Genomic DNA, 16,493 nt, shown 5'->3' with positions numbered 1-16,493 from the left:
TTAACGCAACCGAATCGTAACCTTGCAAAAGAGGATATAAAAATTCAAGAACCGTGATCTGACTACCCTCTTCGATGCGTCTTGCAAAATCTTCCCGCTCCATCATGCGCGCAACATTATATTTGGAAGCAAGCGAAAGTGTTTCTCCCTGTTTCATGGTGTCCAACCACTCACTGTTCCAACGCACCTCGGTTTTTTTCTTGTCCAAAATTTTAAACGCTTGATCGAGATAGGTTTGGGCATTTTTTTTGATCTCTTCGGGAGTCAATGTGGGTCTCGTTTTTGTCTGACCGGAAGGATCTCCTACGCGTGCGGTGTAATCCCCAATTAAAAAGATAACCTGATGACCCAAATCCTGAAACTGTTTCAACTTTTGCATGAGGACGGTATGTCCCAAATGAAGGTCCGCGGCCGTTGGATCAAAACCCGCCTTCACCCGAAGCGGTTTTCCTTTTTTAAGTTTGGCTTCCAATTCCTTCGTAGAAATCAACTCAACCGCCCCGCGGGAAAATTTTTCAATCTGCTGTTTTGGTGTCATAGAGTTGGGGTTTATATTCCGAATTTGACACAATTGGCAAGTTTCATTAGAAGGCCCATGGAAAGGACTGGCTTTGCCAGTCCGCGCAGAAAATTCGAAGAATTTGCGGAGTTAAAAAGATGCCCAAAGAGTTCAAAGGAGTTTTTTCAAATGTTTTGGAAGTAATCGGTCATACACCGTTGGTCCGTTTAAACAAAGTGGTGGGACCTTCTGCTTCCACTATCGCCGCAAAACTTGAATTCATGAACCCCGGCGGGTCGATCAAAGACCGCATCGGTTACTATCTAATCGAGAAAGCCGAAAAACGGGGAGACTTGAAACCGGGCGGCACTATTGTGGAAGCCACCAGCGGCAACACCGGAATGGGTCTCGCCATTGCCGGCGCGATCAAAGGTTACAAACTTATTTTCGTCATCCCCGACAAAATGAGCAAAGAGAAGATCATCAACCTGAGGGCTTTTGGCGCTAAAGTTATCGTAACACCCACGAACGTTGCACCCGAAGATCCCCGCAGTTATTATTCCGTCGCCAAACGTTTGGCGGAAGTCACCCCGAACGCGTTCTATGCAAACCAATATCATAATCCGGACAATCCTGAAGCCCACTATCGTTTCACGGGTCCGGAAATTTGGGAACAAACACAGGGTACACTCGATGCCGTTGTGTTGGGCATCGGGACCGGCGGCACGATGTCCGGAATCGCAAAATATCTGAAAGAGAAAAAACCCGACATTCATATTGTCGGTGTCGATCCAGAAGGTTCTATTTTTTACGATTATTTTCATTCGAAGAAAACCGTGGAGCCGCATGTTTACAAAATCGAGGGAATCGGCGAGGATTTTTTCCCAACCACGGCAGACCTGACACAGCTAACCCACATGGTGCGTGTGTTTGACAAAGAGTCGTACCAAATGGCACGGCATCTTCTCATCAAAGAGGGAATTTTTTCCGGAAGTTCCAGCGGCGCGGCAGTTGTGGGCGCGCTCCATTACGCACAAACTTTGAAAAAACCGGAGAATATCGTTGTCATTCTTCCAGACTCCGGAAACCGTTACCTCTCCAAATTGTTCAACGACCAATGGATGCAGGAACAGGGTTTGTGGGATGGCGTTAACAAAGCGTTCGGCGTTGTGGAAGATTTGGTTGGCAAGCGCTACGATCGCGGTGAAATGGTCACGGCCACATTAAGAGACACCGTGGGACAGGTCATTGAAAAAATGTCGAAAGAAGGAATTTCACAACTTCCTGTGATGGATAAAGAACAGATCATCGGTTTGATTACGGAGGGAGACATTCTGGCCCCGCTCGCCAAGGGAGAGGTCTCCACCACGGACTCAATCAGCATCATCATGAAAACGGATTTGCGGACACTTCATGCTAATGAACCCATCGACGCCTTGTTCAAAGTTTTTGAAGCCGATGAAATCGCCATCGTCAAACAAGATGAAAAATTTATAGGCCTCGTCACAAAAATCGATTTTATTCAGTATCTTGGAAAGTGAAGACGCTCTAATGTCATTCCCGCGAAGGCGGGAATCCAACGGTTCTTAAAACTTAACCAATCTCGACCCACTTTGCTTTGCTCCCCAGCCCTGTAAGAATTTCAATCGAAGAACGCGGCACTTTAAAATGGGCCGCCAAAACTTTATACTCCGCAAACTCTTCGAGTTTGCTTCGCGGCCCAGCATAGCTGGGCCTTGACATTGATCACCGCTTCATTAGCTTTCCCCTCCCTTGCCGGAGCTTTCACAAAAACACGATAATCCCCATCCGCCGTTTTTTCAATCGCCTCCCGCTTGGCACTAGGTTTTACAATTACCTTGATTCTCATTTTTTTATGCCGCCAGTTTGGTTGGCTTGAGTTGCATCGATAATTCACAGTGCAAAACATCCGCAATCTTAGCCAGCATTTTGACAGTCAGATTTTGATTTCCATTTTCAATTCGTGAAATAACGGATTGTGTCGTATCTATCTTCTTTGCCAGTTGGCTTTGGGAGAAGCCCGCTTTGTCACGTAAACGGGCAATCATCACCCCGATATCCAGCAAATAACCTGCTTCTTCATAAGCCTCGGCAAAACTCTTTCGCTTTATTCTTTTGGCCAACGGTCCTGAAATAGGTTTTGTTTTCATGGTTTGACTCCTGATTCTTGTAAATATTGCATAGCTCTATCAATTTCTCTTTTTGGCGTTTCCTGCGATTTCTTGATAAAGCCGGAAACTAATACAATCCTGTTTTTCTCCCAATAAACATAAAACACCCGGACAGCCATTCCTTTCGATAAAATTCTCAATTCCCATAAACCTTTCAAACCCGTCATTTTTCTTGCATGAGGAAAGGGCAAACTCCCCTGCTTCTTGAGAATTTCAATGAGCCTGTAAACCTTCGCAAGAGATTTATCATCCAGCTCTTCAAGAAATTCTTCGACAGGACAACGTCCATTCGGCAATATCAGAAACTCAACATTCATGGAGATGATATAGCATATCCGCTATGTATGTAAAGTTTTAATCTATTAACATCCTTGCAACTATACGCACCAATCCTTCATGACTTGGGCATCACACCAATTTCTCAAATTATCTTTTTATTTTTCAAATCCTCCACCCGTTTCCCCAAAAATAGAGGAACGATTTCCCTGCGGAAAATCGTTGTGCGCCCGGAGAGACTTGAACTCCCAGCCCTCTGGTTCGAAGCCAGATGCTCTATCCGTTGAGCTACGGGCGCAGGCTTTATCTACTTGGAGGAGGCGTTGCGCTGGCTTCTATTGCGGGAGGCGTCCCCTCCTCTTTTTTGGTTCCAATCATCGCCGGGCATTTCTTTTTGTCACTTCCAACTTCGACAACACTAGCTTGTTTTTTCGAGGTATCAATCCATTTCCATTCGCCGCCTTGCCAAGTCGCCACCGATTTTTGATCCGCACCCACCTTCACAACAAAATCGACATCCTGATTGGGATCAAATTCCTTGGCCAACTGGGGGGCATAAAATTCCAAACGTTCTTTTAACGTTTTGTTGAAAGCCTGAATATGGCGGACCACAAATTTTTCCATTTCGGTCGTATTGGACCCAAACGACATGCCCAAAAGTGTAAGGCTGACGCTTAAATGCAAATCCTGTGTGAGGCGGGGAACGTAGACAATTCTTTCAGTACTTAAATAAAGACTGACTGTATCTACCTGATTTAGAAAGAGTTTTCCTGATGTGAGCGACTCGCCCGCATTAAAAGTTGCGGGAGTCATTTTTGCGTGGAGCAACCCCACACTTCCCAAGAAAAAAACAACTACTAATTCAATCAAAAAAGTCTTCATAAAAATCCTCCGTTCACATCTATCTTCGGCGGGACGCAAAAAAAGTTGCGTGCCCCGCAGGGGTTCACCCCCACTTGATGGAACAACCGATGGGATGTGTTTCTTTTTTTGCAATTTCTTTGCCTGCCAGTAACGCAGAGATCGCATCCCGCAAATAGTGTTGTGTAACTTTGGTTGTCTCCTGCCAGTTGTCATCAATCCGACCGTGATAGACAAGTTTTAAGTCTCCATCAAAAAGAAAAACTTCCGGCGTGGCTCCTGCCCCAAAACTTTCTGCCACTTTTTGATCTTCATCCCGCAAATAAGGGTAGGGAAGTTTTTTAAGTTTTGTTTTTTCTTTCATTTTTTCAAACGAATCTTCGGGATAATTTTTAGTTTCATTGGCGTTGATGACAAAAAAGGCGACTCCGCTTGAACGATAGTCTTTGCAAATTTGAATCATTCGGTCTTCGTAAGCCAAAACATAGGGACAATGATTGCAGGCGAAAATCACGACAAATGCTTTGGCTTTGTTTTTGAAATCGTGGAGATGATAAGTTTGACCATCGGCACCCGGAAGGGAAAAATCGGGAGCGGTAGCGCCAAAAGCTAAAAGTTGCGTTTTGGGCTGAAATGCCATAGGACGTCCGCTAACATGCCGCAAAACAGAACGCAACGGTCAAATGCCTTCTACGCCTTGATTATGGCGGGGGGGGAAGGAACACGGTTTGCCCCTTTAAGCACGCCTAAAAAACCGAAGCAATTTCTTAAATTGATCCACCCGGAAAAAACGCTGTTACAGCAAAGCGTTGAAAGGCTCAGCCAGCTTTTTGAACCCCAAAACATTCTCGTCGCCACGAACCGGCGTTACGTCCCTCTTGTGAAAGAACAACTGCCTTTTTTAAACGATTCACAAATTTTTGGAGAGACTCAAAAAAAAAACACAGCGCCCTGCCTTGCTTGGGTTAGCTTTCAGCTCATGCAGAGAAACAAAGACGCCGTTTTGATGGCCATTCCTTCGGATCAATTCATCACGCCTGAAGGGGTCTTTTGTAAAACCATCCGTCAGGCATTTGAAATGGCCGAAAAACAGAATGCCATTGTCACGATTGGCATTCCGCCCACTTTTGCCTCCACCCATCATGGCTATCTGCATAAGGAGGACAGCAGGGTTAAAGAGTTTGTGGAAAAACCGGATGCGAAAACGGCAAAACATTTTTTGGAAAACGGAAATTATTTCTGGAACGGCGGCACTTTTATTTTTCCCGTCGCAAAAATGGTGGAGGCTTTTCAAAAATTCATGCCCGAAATTTATTCCTTGCTTGAAAAGGAAACGCGGATTGAAGACTTCTTTGAAAAAACTCCGGCGATCTCGATTGACTACGCCATCATGGAAAAGTCAAAAGACCTGCTTGTCGTGGAAGCACCCTTCACATGGTCGGATGTGGGAACGTGGGAAAGTCTCGCCAATCTTGCGAAACAACACTCTCTGAAACTTTCCAAAGAAGTACTGGAGATTTTAGAAACCCGCTCTGTGTAAAATGGACATTGCAAGACTTGAGTCTCCTATACGCTATTGTCCCAAAAGAGATGCCAACCTGAAAGTCAGATACAACGGGAGCGAAACCAACCGGTAATGCAGACGGTTTTGGGCGGGAGAAAGAATGACGTCATGTTCTTCTATTTGAGCTGATCCTTGAAATAATCTGATCCCGATCTTGCCTCCACTGCGGGACAAAAATTGGTGCAATGACTTGAGAGAACCATGACTCCCCGATTTCACTTCAACGGGATATATCTCATTGCCTGTTTGCATAATATAATCCAGTTCAGAGCTTGTCCCTTTTTCTTCCCTGACCCAAAAGTAAAGCTCGTTTCGTCTGTTAAAATCCATACCCAGTAATTCCTGCCCCACGAATTGTTCACAAAGTGCACCGCTGTAACGAGGGTCAATCAGCCTCTCCTTGATCTGGTCACGTGTTAGTTTGAGCAGATGCGTGCACAACCCAATATCAACAAAAATAGACTTGGGGGCAGATTTGGGTTTTTTGACAAGCGGCAGTTTTACCTGCGTGGTCGGAAAAACCCTTTCTATAAGCATCGCAGAATGCAGAACATCAAATGCCTTGGAGATATATTGCGAACGAGAATGAAGCCCACCGATGGCTGAATATTTGATGCGATTGCCTATTTCAAATGGGATGCGATTCCGCACTTCTGATAAATATTCTGCCGATGTCTCACTGGAATATTTGGCAAAATCGTCCTTAAATGTAGCCGTCAATATCTCATGAACCCTTCTTGCAGGGATAAAACTTTTGTTGACGAGATATTCATTGACGGCCTGTGGCATCCCCCCAACTGTCATATAGTCCACAAGTAATCCAATCAGTTTGTCGTGCACCGCATCGGGAATTTTTTTGCCCAGTTTAAAACTGCGAAGGAAATCCAAAATGGAAACTTCACCGAGCACGTTTAAAAATTCTTCAAAAAGGACAGGAAAGAGATACAGAAATTCCACCCTGCCGACGGGAAAAGACCATCCTTCTTTTTTCATCCTGACCTCAAGCAACGAACCAGCGGAAATGACATACAGGTCGGGTGCGTCTTCATAAAAATAGCGGAGCATGGTTATAGCGGTGGGACAGTTTTGTATCTCATCCAAAAAGAGAAGTGTCTTGGCCGGAACTATTTTTTTATTTGTGACGGATTCAATGGACAGGATTACATCTTTGATATCCCCTACATTTGAAAAAATCCTTTTGTTTGCCTCTTTTTCAAGGTTCAGTTCGATGAACTGATCAAATCTCTTTCCAAACTCCCTTATAAGCGTGGTTTTGCCAGTTTGCCTTGCCCCCCTGATGACAAGAGGCATTCTGGATGCAGAACTCATCCAATTTATTAAGGATTTTTCAATAGACCGTGAAAACATAGATCCATCCTTCCACTCCTATCTTACCAAAAGAATGTATTCTTTGCAATTTTTTTGTATTAAAGAAGGTATACTTTATACAATACGCTGAAACGGAAGCACCTTTCAGCTAGTCGGATGTTGGAACGTGGGAAAGTCTCGCCAATCTTGCGAAACAGCATGATCTGTCTCTCGCACCGGAAGTCGTCAATCAGCTTCGGCAAAAGTAAAACCCATGGAACGGCAGGTGGCAATCCAGTCGTGATTTTTGGGGACGTGTCTCATGCCCGGGGCCAAATTTTTCAGCGCGATCGAAATATGTTTTCCCTCGTGCCAGCCAACCATCATCGCGCTCTCTCCCATGGCAAGCCGGTGGGTGGCTTCACAACCAAAGGAAGTTGCCAAAATGCGATCCTGATAAATGGGGCTTCCGCCGCGTAGCACATGCCCCAACACAACGGCCCTTGCTTCCACATCGGTATTTTTTTCAATTTGCGCCGCGAGCCAATGGGCAACTCCTCCCAGACGGATCGGTTGACTCACATCCTTCACTCTTTTTTGCACAACCTGTTTTCCGCCCGCGGGAAAAGCCCCTTCGGCAACCACCACGATGGTAAAACGACGACCGCGCAGAGAACGCCGCTTCACGCGTTGATAAACTTTCTCCAAATCAAACGGAAGTTCCGGAATTAGAATAATGTTGGCTCCGCCTGCTAAACCGGAAGCAAGCGCCAACCAACCGGCATCACGGCCCATCACCTCAATCACCATCACACGGTGGTGAGAAGCCGCCGTGGTGTGGAGTTTGTCAATTGCCTCGGTGGCGGTGTGAACCGCGGAATAAAAACCAACCGTTCGCTCCGTGCCGGGGACATCATTATCAATTGTTTTTGGAATACCGACGATGGGCAAACCCTCTTGTGAAAATCTTTTTGCGAAAGACATAGTTCCTTCCCCGCCCACGCACACAAGGGCATTGAGTCCATTTCTTTCGAAGAGTTGCAAAATTTGTTTGGAAGTATCTCTGTACGGAGTCTTGCCCCCATCTTTTGAATAAAAGAACGGACTGCTCCGGTTGGTGGTCCCCAAAATGGTTCCCCCGAGCGGCATGATGTCAAAAACGCGGTCCGATGTGAGAGGCGACAGGCGCCCTTCAATCAACCCTTCAAACCCGTCTTCAATCCCCCACACCTCCCAACCATAATCATTAATAGCACTGCGCGTGACAGCGCAAATAACGGCATTCAAACCCGGGCAATCACCCCCACCGGTTAAAATTGCAATTTTTTTGGTTTTTTTCATAAAGAGAGTGCTGAAAAATATACTTTTTGTCATCCCTGCCCCTGCCTCCGCAGGGGTAAACTCCAGCAGGGATCCAACCTTTCATTTCTGGTTCCCGACTGGAGCCTGCCTCGTACTACGATACGGGGTCGGGACGACGTCTGGATTCCGGCTCCCTGCTTACTGCCTGCAGGGACAAGCTTCGCCGGAATGACACTAGAAACCAATCATCTTATTTTTCGAGGGCTATAACTGATTACGGACAGCTTGTAAACGAATCCTTGTCATAAATCCATAAATCTGTTTTGTAATCCAAAAAAGCGATCAGCAATCATCTGTCGGCCCGAAAAATGATTGGGTTTTATTTACGCTTCTTTAACAAAATTAAAAGCTGATTGCTGAAGGCTGACAGCTGATCGCTTTTTTTGGAGTAACCTCCGACTTATGACGGAACAGATCCTTTTTTTCAACGGCAAATGGTATCCTGCGAGCGCGAGACCTGATTTTCTCGATTTCGAATTTTTTGCCTACTGCCACGCGCTTCACTACGCAAGCGCTGTTTTTGAAGGCTCACGCTGTTATCCCAATCTCGCAAAAAACGATGGAACAATCAATTTGATCGGCATTGACATCCGCATCGACCGTCTCTTTGGTTCCATGGAATATGCATGGATGCGGCTTTCAGAAAATCCGCAACAGGTGTGGAATGATTTTGTTTCTCTTTATCCTCCACTCGCCGAGAAATACAAAGCCGTGCTCAAGGGAAAAATAAAAAAAGAAGATGTGATTCAGTTTCGCTACTCCAAGGCCGATGTCAAAGATTTTATTATCAAAACAGTTTTGCTGAATCTTCACAACGAATTTTTCAAACCATCCGAGGGTTGTTACGTGCGCCCTCTAGTGATGCGCGGCAATACGCCGGGCAGAAGTCTTGGGGTTTTTTCATTGGGACACAGTGTTGATTTTCTTTTATCGGTCAAACCGTGGGGAAAATATCTGGGAAAAGAAATTTTTGAAAAAGGCGCTCCGGTTCTTATTTCCCAGCATGGCAATGAAGAGTGGAATCGCCAATTTAAATTGGCCTCCAATTATTTAACCGGACAACGCATCGTCAATTTTGCCTGCTACAACCAATTTTCGGAATGTCTGTTGACCGATGCCACCCCCGAAAGAAATGTTCTGGAGGGAAGCGGAGAAAATCTTGTTTTTTACAAAGGCAACAATAAATTTGTTTCACCCGAACAAAAAGGCAAACCCATCCTTCCGGGAACTACTCTGAAAGTTGTCGACCAAATGATTCGTGCGATGGGCGGAGAAATCGAATACCGCGATATTCCGGTTCAGGAAATTTTGGACAAAAATTTTCAAGGCGCTGTCATGACCGGCACCGCGGCGGAAATCACTCCCATCTCTCTTGTGTTTGACACCAAAACAAAAAAAGCGATTGAAATCCCCATGCCACAGGAAATTAAAGATCTTCAAAAAACCTATTTGAATTTGGTGGGAGGATTGGAAGTTGATGCCCGCCTAAAAAACCTGCAACAAAGCCTCATTCAAGAATTAAAGTGGATCCCCTCCGAGCATAATCCTTTATTGAATTTGATTGAGAAATAGAACTCTAAGTCGTTGAAAATAAAAAATAAAAACAGGTACAGATAACACCTTTTAAAAACTCCTAGGCGCCTCCATTTCTAAAGGATAGAATTTTCCTTAAAGGAGGTGCTTTATGAGTACAGCACATTTTGTATGTGAGAATCCTGCGGGTCCAAGAGAGGGGGATATTGAAGCTCTTGCCATACAGGATCTTAAAAAAGGGATGAGGCCTGAGCAATTTTTGTCGGACCCTACTCTTCAACACGATGGTAATTTTGATTTAGTGGTGAAAGATACAGAAGGGAATCTCAAACACATTGTTGCTTCCAACACGGATCCCGGAGCGCAACAATTAAACAAAGCCTACAAAACAAAACCCGCCAAATCGATTACCATTACGATCGGTCAACATTCCTACAGGCTTTTGGGAATGGATGACGGTTCAAATTAAAAAAGCTTTCAGCCTTCAGCTTTCAGCGGTCAGCCAACAAAGACCCAATCGTTTCACAGGCTGAAAGCTGACTGCTGATCGCTGACCGCTTCTTTCAGATTTACGGGAGGGGAAAGGGGACGTGCTTTTGCAACTCTTCTTTCCCCTTCTCTTTTAATCCTTCCGCCGTTACCGGAAAACCAAACTGGTTCTCAATTTCCTGCAACATTTCCTGCGGAATTGCGGCGGGCAATTTGGGGACCACACCTTGAAGCACATCCGTAAACATGCCGGCGGCAACATTGATTGTTTGTGCGGGGAAAAGAGGATTAAATGTCTGCACCAATCCTTTTAAACAATAGACAAGTGTCTTATTTTTCCCAACCTCGATGGCGAAATCAGTTCCACGTACTCCCACCACGGCTGTGGGTGTTTTCAATTCTGTTTTGGAAATGGCTTTGTTGAAGGTTTTTGTCACCACGGCACGCACCTTCCCCAACGCCACATCCAAAACCGTCTCTCTCTTGTTTTTCTTTGGATCCAATAAAAATTCGGACACAACAACTTTTGTATTTTCACGCAGGGTAAAATCGGAAGCATCATTCAAAGACAACTTCACCACGCCGTCTTTTTTGGTTTCAATGGTGTCTTTGAGAAAGATGGGGGCCTGATCGGCCAAGTCACACGGTTTTGTTTCCCCTTCATGGGTTACCAAAACTTTTCCGGTGATTTCAGTGACCTTACCCACCGTATCCTTTGCATGAAGAGGCGGCGCAAAAAATAAACCCGCAATGACGAAGAGAGAGGAAATAAGTTTTAAAGTGTAAAGTTTCATTGTGCCCTCCTAATGTTGTGACCGGTCACGTTATTAATGTTTTAATTTTTTATTTTTTGCAACGACTATGTCAACCAGTGCTTCTTTGTATTTTTTCAACGCTTTTGCAAGACTCAAATCAGAAAGGGACAGAATTTGCGCGGCTAACAAGCCGGCATTCTTTGCTCCGCCGATAGCTACCGTTGCCACCGGAACACCCGGAGGCATTTGCACAATCGATAAAAGCGAATCCAGACCGTTGAGGGATTTGGTAGGAATAGGCACACCAATGACCGGCAGAGTGGTGATGGAAGCGATCATGCCCGGAAGATGGGCCGCCCCCCCTGCCCCCGCAACAATCACTTGCACACCTCGCACCAGCGCGTGTTCTGCATAAGCCACCATTCTGTGAGGCGTTCGGTGGGCGGATAAAATTTCCACTTCAAATCTGATTTTCAATTGCTTTAAAACTGTTATCGCCTCTTTCAAAACCGGCATGTCCGAATCGGACCCCATAACCACGCCCACTTTTATTTTCGATTTTTTGGACATATGTTTAATTCCTTTCGCGCTTCGATGGCCGCATTCAACGCCTTGTCCGTGGTTTCTCCCCATGCCGTAATGTGGCCAAGCTTGCGTCCTCTTCTTGATTCCTGTTTGTGATACCAATGCAACACGGCGGGGTGACGTTGTGATAAGTTCTTTTCTCCCATTATCTTGCAAGGACCGTCAAAATCCCCCAAAAGATTGAGCATCGCAACAGCCGGATGACGTAATGTAGTTTTTCCCAAAGCTTCCTTATTAATTGCCAAAAGATGTTGGGCAAATTGGGAGGTTTCACATCCTTCAATCGTGTAATGCCCCGAATTGTGAACTCGCGGGGCCAGTTCGTTGATAAAAATTTCCCCTCCTGCCGTGTAAAAAAGTTCGACGGCGAAAACTCCGACCGCATTGAGTTTCTCCATCATGGTTGTAGCAATGGCTTGTATGGCTGTCTGGTCATCAGAACTGATCTCGGCCGGAGCCTTCACCCACAGACAAATGCCGTTGCTTTGAAAAGTTTCCACAATTGGAAAATAAGCCACCTCGCCCGTTTCATTACGCGCAATCTGAATGGCCAACTCGGTTGCAAAAGGAATAAATTGTTCCGCCAGAAGATATCGTTTGGGCGCGGAGTCGTTCCAAAAACCATCCAGAGCATCGGATGTGCGCAGAATATAGGTTCCCCGTCCGTCATAACCGTTGCGGCGTTCTTTCAACACAATGGGCCAGCCGTGGTCTTTCGCGAATTTCAGGCAATCTGCTTTTGTAGTGATGGCACGAAACGGAGGGACCGGAAGTCCTGCGTCGCACAAAAATTCTTTTTGAGTCAATTTGTCCTGAATCAAATCAATCGTTTTCAAAGATGGGGCGAAAATAATTTCCGCGGGGGCCTGCGATTTCAAAATTTCGGTGGAGAGAAATTCATTTTCAACAGTGACGACGGAAAAACCGGGAAGCCATTTTTTCAGGATAACGGCGTCTCCTACTGACGGTGTTTCCAAAATACCGAATGGAATTTTCAAAACATCGGCGGCTTCCGCCAGCATCATTCCCAACTGCCCACTCCCCAATATCCCGATGGAAGATTTTGAAGACATGGGGCATGTCCTATCATTTTTTGGTTTCTCTTTAAACAAATTTAATATAGGCGAAAAGATGGGGTGAATAAGCATCCGGCTTTGCCAGTGCGAATGAAAGGGGTGCGGGGGGAAGGAGCCATGAAGTGGCGAGTCGTTCCCCCCGATATTATGAACAATCCCATTTTATACATCGTTCTTATTATTTTACTGCTCACTTATGGCGTGATGGCGCGGCGCCACCTTCATCTCCCCAAAATTCAGTTGGGCTTTTTTCTTCTGTTCTGCCTTCTGAAAATTACGGGTTATTATGCCGGTCATTTCCCCGGTATTTTGAGCAAACCGATTCTGGATGTTTTGGCACTGCTGGCTCTTTGCTTCGGCATCATCCGCAACAGCATCACCCTTTTTATTGAATATGTCATCGGTCCCAAGAAGGCGATCACCATTCCCGCCATCACGCGCGATGTGGTGCTCGTGGTTTTGTATCTCATTGTGGTGATGATTGTTCTGCGCGAAAAACTCAACATTGATGTCACTTCTTTGGTGGCCACTTCCGCCATTTTAACGGCCGTCATTGGTTTGGCATTGCAGGACACGTTGGGAAATCTCTTTTCGGGACTTGCACTCAATATTGAAAAACCCTACAAACTGGGAGACTGGGTTAACTTTGACAAATACAAGGGACAGATTCACGGCATCAACTGGCGCTCCACCATTCTCCTCACGCCGGAACACGAAATGATTGTCGTGCCAAACAATGTGATTTCAAGAAGCCACATTGTTAATTACAGCGATCCCTCCACGCTTTTGATTTCCTCATTTAATATCGGCCTCGATTACAATATTCCCCCCAACAAAGTTTCCACCGTGATTTTGTCGGTGCTTAAAAAGCATCCCAGAGTGCTGGCGGATAAACCCATGGAAGTCCGGCTTGTTTCTTATGATGCCTATTCCATTCAGTATCAGGTCCGCTATTGGGTCGATATTGCACAGGGTGGGTCCGACACAATCAAGTCCGAAATCATGAAACGGCTTTGGTACCAACTGCGGCGTGAAAATATTTCAATCCCATATCCCGTTCAGGTGCAATACAATGGCGGAGAAATATCAGGAGAAGCATCGCTGGTACCCGTAAAAACTTTTTTGCAAAGAATCGAATTTTTCCAGACCCTCTCTCCCATTGACCGCGACATACTGGTGCAATCCATTACCCCGCTTCAGTTTGCAGGCGGCGAAGTCATTTTCAATCAGTCTGCGGCGGGAGAAACCATGTACATTATCACTGAGGGTGAGTGTGATATCCGCGTGAAAAATTCCACCGGAAAAGAAAAGAGTGTGTCCACGCTGATGCCCGGAGATTTTTTTGGTGAAATGTCGCTGATGACCGGCGAACCCCGCAAAGCAACCGTTGTTGCAAAAACCGATGTCCTTCTTTATGAAATTGCGAAGGGACCCATATTAAAACTTTTGGAAGCAAATCCAAAACTCTCCGAAATTTTCAGCGAACATCTGGCCAGACGGGAAACCGAACGGTTGAAAGTCATTTCAGAACTCGAAACAACTGAAAAATTCGAAGTGGAACATCCCCCCACCGCCAAACAAATTTTGCAGAAGATCAAAGCTTTCTTTAGGATTTAGTGCTCAAGGTCACCCTCTCCCTAACCCTCTCCCCTCGAGGGAGAGGGAAGGGTGAGGGGGAATTTTTTTAAAAATTTATTTCTCAACAGAAACCATGTCGGATGGGAGAGAGATTTCAAAAGTGGACCCTTTCCCTATTTCAGAAGTTACTTGGATATCTCCTCCCATGGCTCGCAAACGTTCGCGCACAAGATAAAGTCCATCGCCATTTCCTGAAACGTTCCCTGCAGATTTTTCGCGAAAACCTTTTTCCCAGACTTTTTCGGGCTCGGCTATTCCGTGGCCATCATCTGAAACCGTAATTTTTTTATCTTTCGCGTTCCAACTCACTTTGATTGTCACTTCTTTTCCATCAGCATGTTTGATGGCGTTATTAATTAATTCTCCGAGGCTGGTCCCCAGTGTACTTCTTTGTTCATCGCCCATTTTCAGGATAATGCCGTGGGGCACATCAATTTGGAGTTTGATTCCCATAATATGGGCCAACACATTTTGCATGACCGCCTGATGTACAATTCTCAAAAGTTCATCGGGGCCGGTCCCCATGAGGCCCGTTCTTACAAGCAGGTCCCGGAGATGCATCTGGATGGTCTCTCTTTGTTCCGGTGCCACCGGTTTTAATCCGCTCTGTCCCGTCAGGGCAAAATAATTGAGACGATTGTCGATATCATCGTGAAACATTGCTGAGGCTTCGGGATCGGTTTTCCACTCTTTATTTCTTTCTTCCATTTGTTTCTCAAACGCATCCACAAAAGCACTGACTCCCCATGAAAAGTCGACCATTCTTCTGCAAATTTCTTTTAGTGGTTGGTTCTCCTTGAGAGATTCAATGATTTGATCGTGCTCTTTCTGAAGCATTCGATGGACCATCTGTGCCAATTCTTTACGAGTTGTTATCTTAGCCATTTGTTTGATCTCTCTCCAAACCTTCAAAAGAGTCCATGCGGGCCCCGCCATTTCTGAAGTCCCTCCCGAGATTTCAGAAAGATGTTGCCAAGCTGTTTCTCCTTCAACCATGGCTCTCACGGCAAGTTGTCCCAAGGCGGCCATGGCTTTTGGTCGATCCACACCCTCCGCCAGCGCACGCCATTTCTTCAATTCTACTTCCGATTTTTCTCTGAAAGGCCCGATGCGAAGAACAATGATCTCATCTGCCTCGACCGAATGCAGAGTCAAACCCAGTATGGAGAGAGACATCTTCAATACCGGATCGTTCTTCGGATCCGGCGGCCAGGGTGAATCATGCAGGGCGATTTCTTTTTCAATGCTATCTGCGGCTGTTTTTTTGGAGAAGGTTACCAACCAGACACCTCCCTCTTCCAGACTCTGTGAAGCGGGATGGTGGGCGCGTATCCACGCGACAAAATTTTTGGCCAATTCAGCTTTGATAAAATTTTCCGGATAGGAGTTTCCGCCAAAAATAGTTACTTCTGAAAAACTCTGTGCAGAAGGGATGGCATCGATGGCCTTTTGCCAAGTCATTTTTTGTTCGCGAAAATCCGAAATCCCCGCTTCCGTTTCCAACTGAATAGCGGTCCGCAGTTGTTCCACCGAGCTCTTTAAATCATGAACCAAAGTTTTAAATCTTTCTTCGCCCGGATTGGGAAAAAGCCCCAACAGGATTTTTTTCCGCTCATCGAAGTTTTTTTGGAAAGCTACGTCAATCTGTATCAAACTTTCGATATCATCTTTAGGTAAACGCCGTATGGCTTGCTCCTGCCGTTCGAAGAGTGCGTAAAAGTCATCGAAAATATTTCGTGCCATTGCAAGGCGTTCTGACACGGTCCGGTCGGACGCATGAGAAAACCGGTCCATAGGCTCTGATCCCTCCCCTATTCCCAGACGAACAGCGGCAGTCTCTCCTGTTTCTGCGCTTGAGGCAGAAAAGCCGACACCGTTTGGTGCTACTTGCAAATGGGCAAGGAGTTGAGCCCTTACCGCTTCGGGAGTGGCAAAACGGACGAATGGCTGGGGGGCCGGTTTCGAAACCGTTCGAGGCCAAGGCAAACGCGCCACCGCCATCAGCCAACGTTGTTTCAATTCCGGATTCGTCGCAAATTTTCTCAACTCACCCGCAATCAAAAGACGGAGATTATTCCAATCAACAGATCGTCCTGATTGATAGTTTCTCAAAAAAGAAGACGTAGCGGGAAAAAGAGCGGAGGGATCACTGCCGGTCGCTAAAAATCCCCCTTCGAGCAGAGCCAAATTCTCAATAACTCCCTCCGCTGAGGAGGCGCCAGCAATAAAATCGGCTATCTGAGCCGCATCCATCATCCCATTGTTTGTTAAAAAAAATTCGCCACCCACGTTTTGGTTCCTCTCCTATAGTTATCGGAAATTCTTCGAATTTGTTGCTTGCTAAAAACATGAGTT

The 16,493-nt window shown here is 45.8% G+C and carries 17 protein-coding genes and 1 tRNA gene; 5 read left to right on the top strand and 13 right to left on the bottom strand.

Annotated elements, in window-relative coordinates; all coding sequences use genetic code 11:
- Window positions 1-538: tyrosine--tRNA ligase (gene tyrS / locus HY877_03640; protein ID MBI5299371.1), on the bottom strand; the 538-nt coding region annotated here is incomplete at its 3' end.
- Window positions 539-657: 119 nt separating this feature from the next.
- Here tyrS and HY877_03635 point away from each other — a divergent pair.
- Complete coding sequence (locus tag HY877_03635) at window positions 658-2,040, top strand: cystathionine beta-synthase (GenBank protein ID MBI5299370.1); 1,383 nt, start codon at window positions 658-660, stop codon at window positions 2,038-2,040.
- A 143-nt stretch (window positions 2,041-2,183) separates the two neighbouring features.
- Here HY877_03635 and HY877_03630 read toward each other — a convergent pair whose 3' ends face one another.
- The 6 genes from HY877_03630 to HY877_03605 all read right to left on the bottom strand — a co-directional run bounded on the left by HY877_03630 (window position 2,184) and on the right by HY877_03605 (window position 4,468).
- Entirely contained in the window at window positions 2,184-2,369 is a 186-nt protein-coding gene (locus tag HY877_03630; GenBank protein ID MBI5299369.1) for a DUF167 domain-containing protein, read from the bottom strand.
- 4 nt (window positions 2,370-2,373) lie between these two features.
- Entirely contained in the window at window positions 2,374-2,670 is a 297-nt protein-coding gene (locus HY877_03625; protein MBI5299368.1) for a helix-turn-helix transcriptional regulator, read from the bottom strand.
- On the bottom strand, window positions 2,667-3,008 hold the full coding sequence (locus tag HY877_03620) for a type II toxin-antitoxin system RelE/ParE family toxin (protein ID MBI5299367.1): 342 nt from the start codon (window positions 3,006-3,008) through the stop codon (window positions 2,667-2,669). The genes HY877_03625 and HY877_03620 overlap by 4 nt, the downstream gene beginning before the upstream one ends.
- Window positions 3,009-3,192: 184 nt before the next feature.
- Window positions 3,193-3,265, bottom strand: a tRNA-Arg gene (locus tag HY877_03615).
- A gap of 5 nt (window positions 3,266-3,270) precedes the next feature.
- Window positions 3,271-3,849 carry a hypothetical protein gene (locus HY877_03610; GenBank protein MBI5299366.1) on the bottom strand — a complete coding sequence of 193 codons (579 nt, stop codon included), beginning with the start codon at window positions 3,847-3,849 and terminating at the stop codon, window positions 3,271-3,273.
- 64 nt (window positions 3,850-3,913) lie between these two features.
- Window positions 3,914-4,468 carry a thioredoxin family protein gene (locus HY877_03605; GenBank protein MBI5299365.1) on the bottom strand — a complete coding sequence of 185 codons (555 nt, stop codon included), beginning with the start codon at window positions 4,466-4,468 and terminating at the stop codon, window positions 3,914-3,916.
- Between the two features lie 15 nt (window positions 4,469-4,483).
- On the opposite strand from HY877_03605, the gene HY877_03600 reads away from it, so the two are divergent.
- Entirely contained in the window at window positions 4,484-5,368 is an 885-nt protein-coding gene (locus HY877_03600; protein MBI5299364.1) for a mannose-1-phosphate guanylyltransferase, read from the top strand.
- A gap of 33 nt (window positions 5,369-5,401) precedes the next feature.
- Here HY877_03600 and HY877_03595 read toward each other — a convergent pair whose 3' ends face one another.
- Window positions 5,402-6,721: an AAA family ATPase gene (locus tag HY877_03595; GenBank protein ID MBI5299363.1), complete on the bottom strand. Its 1,320-nt coding sequence runs from the start codon at window positions 6,719-6,721 to the stop codon at window positions 5,402-5,404.
- Window positions 6,722-6,946: 225 nt separating this feature from the next.
- Entirely contained in the window at window positions 6,947-8,041 is a 1,095-nt protein-coding gene (locus HY877_03590) for an ATP-dependent 6-phosphofructokinase (GenBank protein ID MBI5299362.1), read from the bottom strand.
- 423 nt (window positions 8,042-8,464) lie between these two features.
- Here HY877_03590 and HY877_03585 point away from each other — a divergent pair, with 423 nt between their 5' ends.
- Together HY877_03585 and HY877_03580 are read left to right on the top strand one after the other, a co-directional pair.
- The gene (locus HY877_03585; protein ID MBI5299361.1) at window positions 8,465-9,634 is read left to right on the top strand and encodes an aminotransferase class IV; all 1,170 of its coding nucleotides are present in this window, start codon (window positions 8,465-8,467) and stop codon (window positions 9,632-9,634) included.
- A 112-nt stretch (window positions 9,635-9,746) separates the two neighbouring features.
- Window positions 9,747-10,064 carry a hypothetical protein gene (locus HY877_03580; GenBank protein MBI5299360.1) on the top strand — a complete coding sequence of 106 codons (318 nt, stop codon included), beginning with the start codon at window positions 9,747-9,749 and terminating at the stop codon, window positions 10,062-10,064.
- A gap of 100 nt (window positions 10,065-10,164) precedes the next feature.
- On the opposite strand, the gene HY877_03575 is transcribed toward HY877_03580, so the two are convergent.
- The 3 genes from HY877_03575 to HY877_03565 are packed head-to-tail and all read right to left on the bottom strand — an operon-like array spanning window position 10,165 to window position 12,497.
- A complete protein-coding gene (locus HY877_03575) occupies window positions 10,165-10,878 on the bottom strand; it encodes a FecR domain-containing protein (GenBank protein ID MBI5299359.1) in 714 nt (237 codons plus the stop codon).
- Between the two features lie 33 nt (window positions 10,879-10,911).
- A complete protein-coding gene (gene purE / locus HY877_03570; GenBank protein MBI5299358.1) occupies window positions 10,912-11,373 on the bottom strand; it encodes a 5-(carboxyamino)imidazole ribonucleotide mutase in 462 nt (153 codons plus the stop codon).
- 14 nt (window positions 11,374-11,387) lie between these two features.
- Window positions 11,388-12,497 (bottom strand): 5-(carboxyamino)imidazole ribonucleotide synthase, encoded by a 1,110-nt coding sequence (locus tag HY877_03565; protein ID MBI5299357.1) that lies wholly within the window; start codon window positions 12,495-12,497, stop codon window positions 11,388-11,390.
- Window positions 12,498-12,617: 120 nt separating this feature from the next.
- Between HY877_03565 and HY877_03560 the strand changes: the two genes are divergently transcribed.
- Window positions 12,618-14,117 carry a mechanosensitive ion channel gene (locus HY877_03560; protein ID MBI5299356.1) on the top strand — a complete coding sequence of 500 codons (1,500 nt, stop codon included), beginning with the start codon at window positions 12,618-12,620 and terminating at the stop codon, window positions 14,115-14,117.
- Between the two features lie 75 nt (window positions 14,118-14,192).
- On the opposite strand, the gene HY877_03555 is transcribed toward HY877_03560, so the two are convergent.
- Window positions 14,193-16,427 (bottom strand): sensor histidine kinase, encoded by a 2,235-nt coding sequence (locus HY877_03555; protein MBI5299355.1) that lies wholly within the window; start codon window positions 16,425-16,427, stop codon window positions 14,193-14,195.
- Between the last annotated feature and the right edge of the window lie 66 nt (window positions 16,428-16,493).

The organism is Deltaproteobacteria bacterium (assembly GCA_016213065.1).
In the GTDB taxonomy this organism is placed as follows: Bacteria; UBA10199; UBA10199; order SPLOWO2-01-44-7; family SPLOWO2-01-44-7; genus JACRBV01.
The sequence above is the reverse complement of the archived record's forward strand: the minus strand, read 5'-3'. Positions and strand labels throughout refer to the sequence as shown.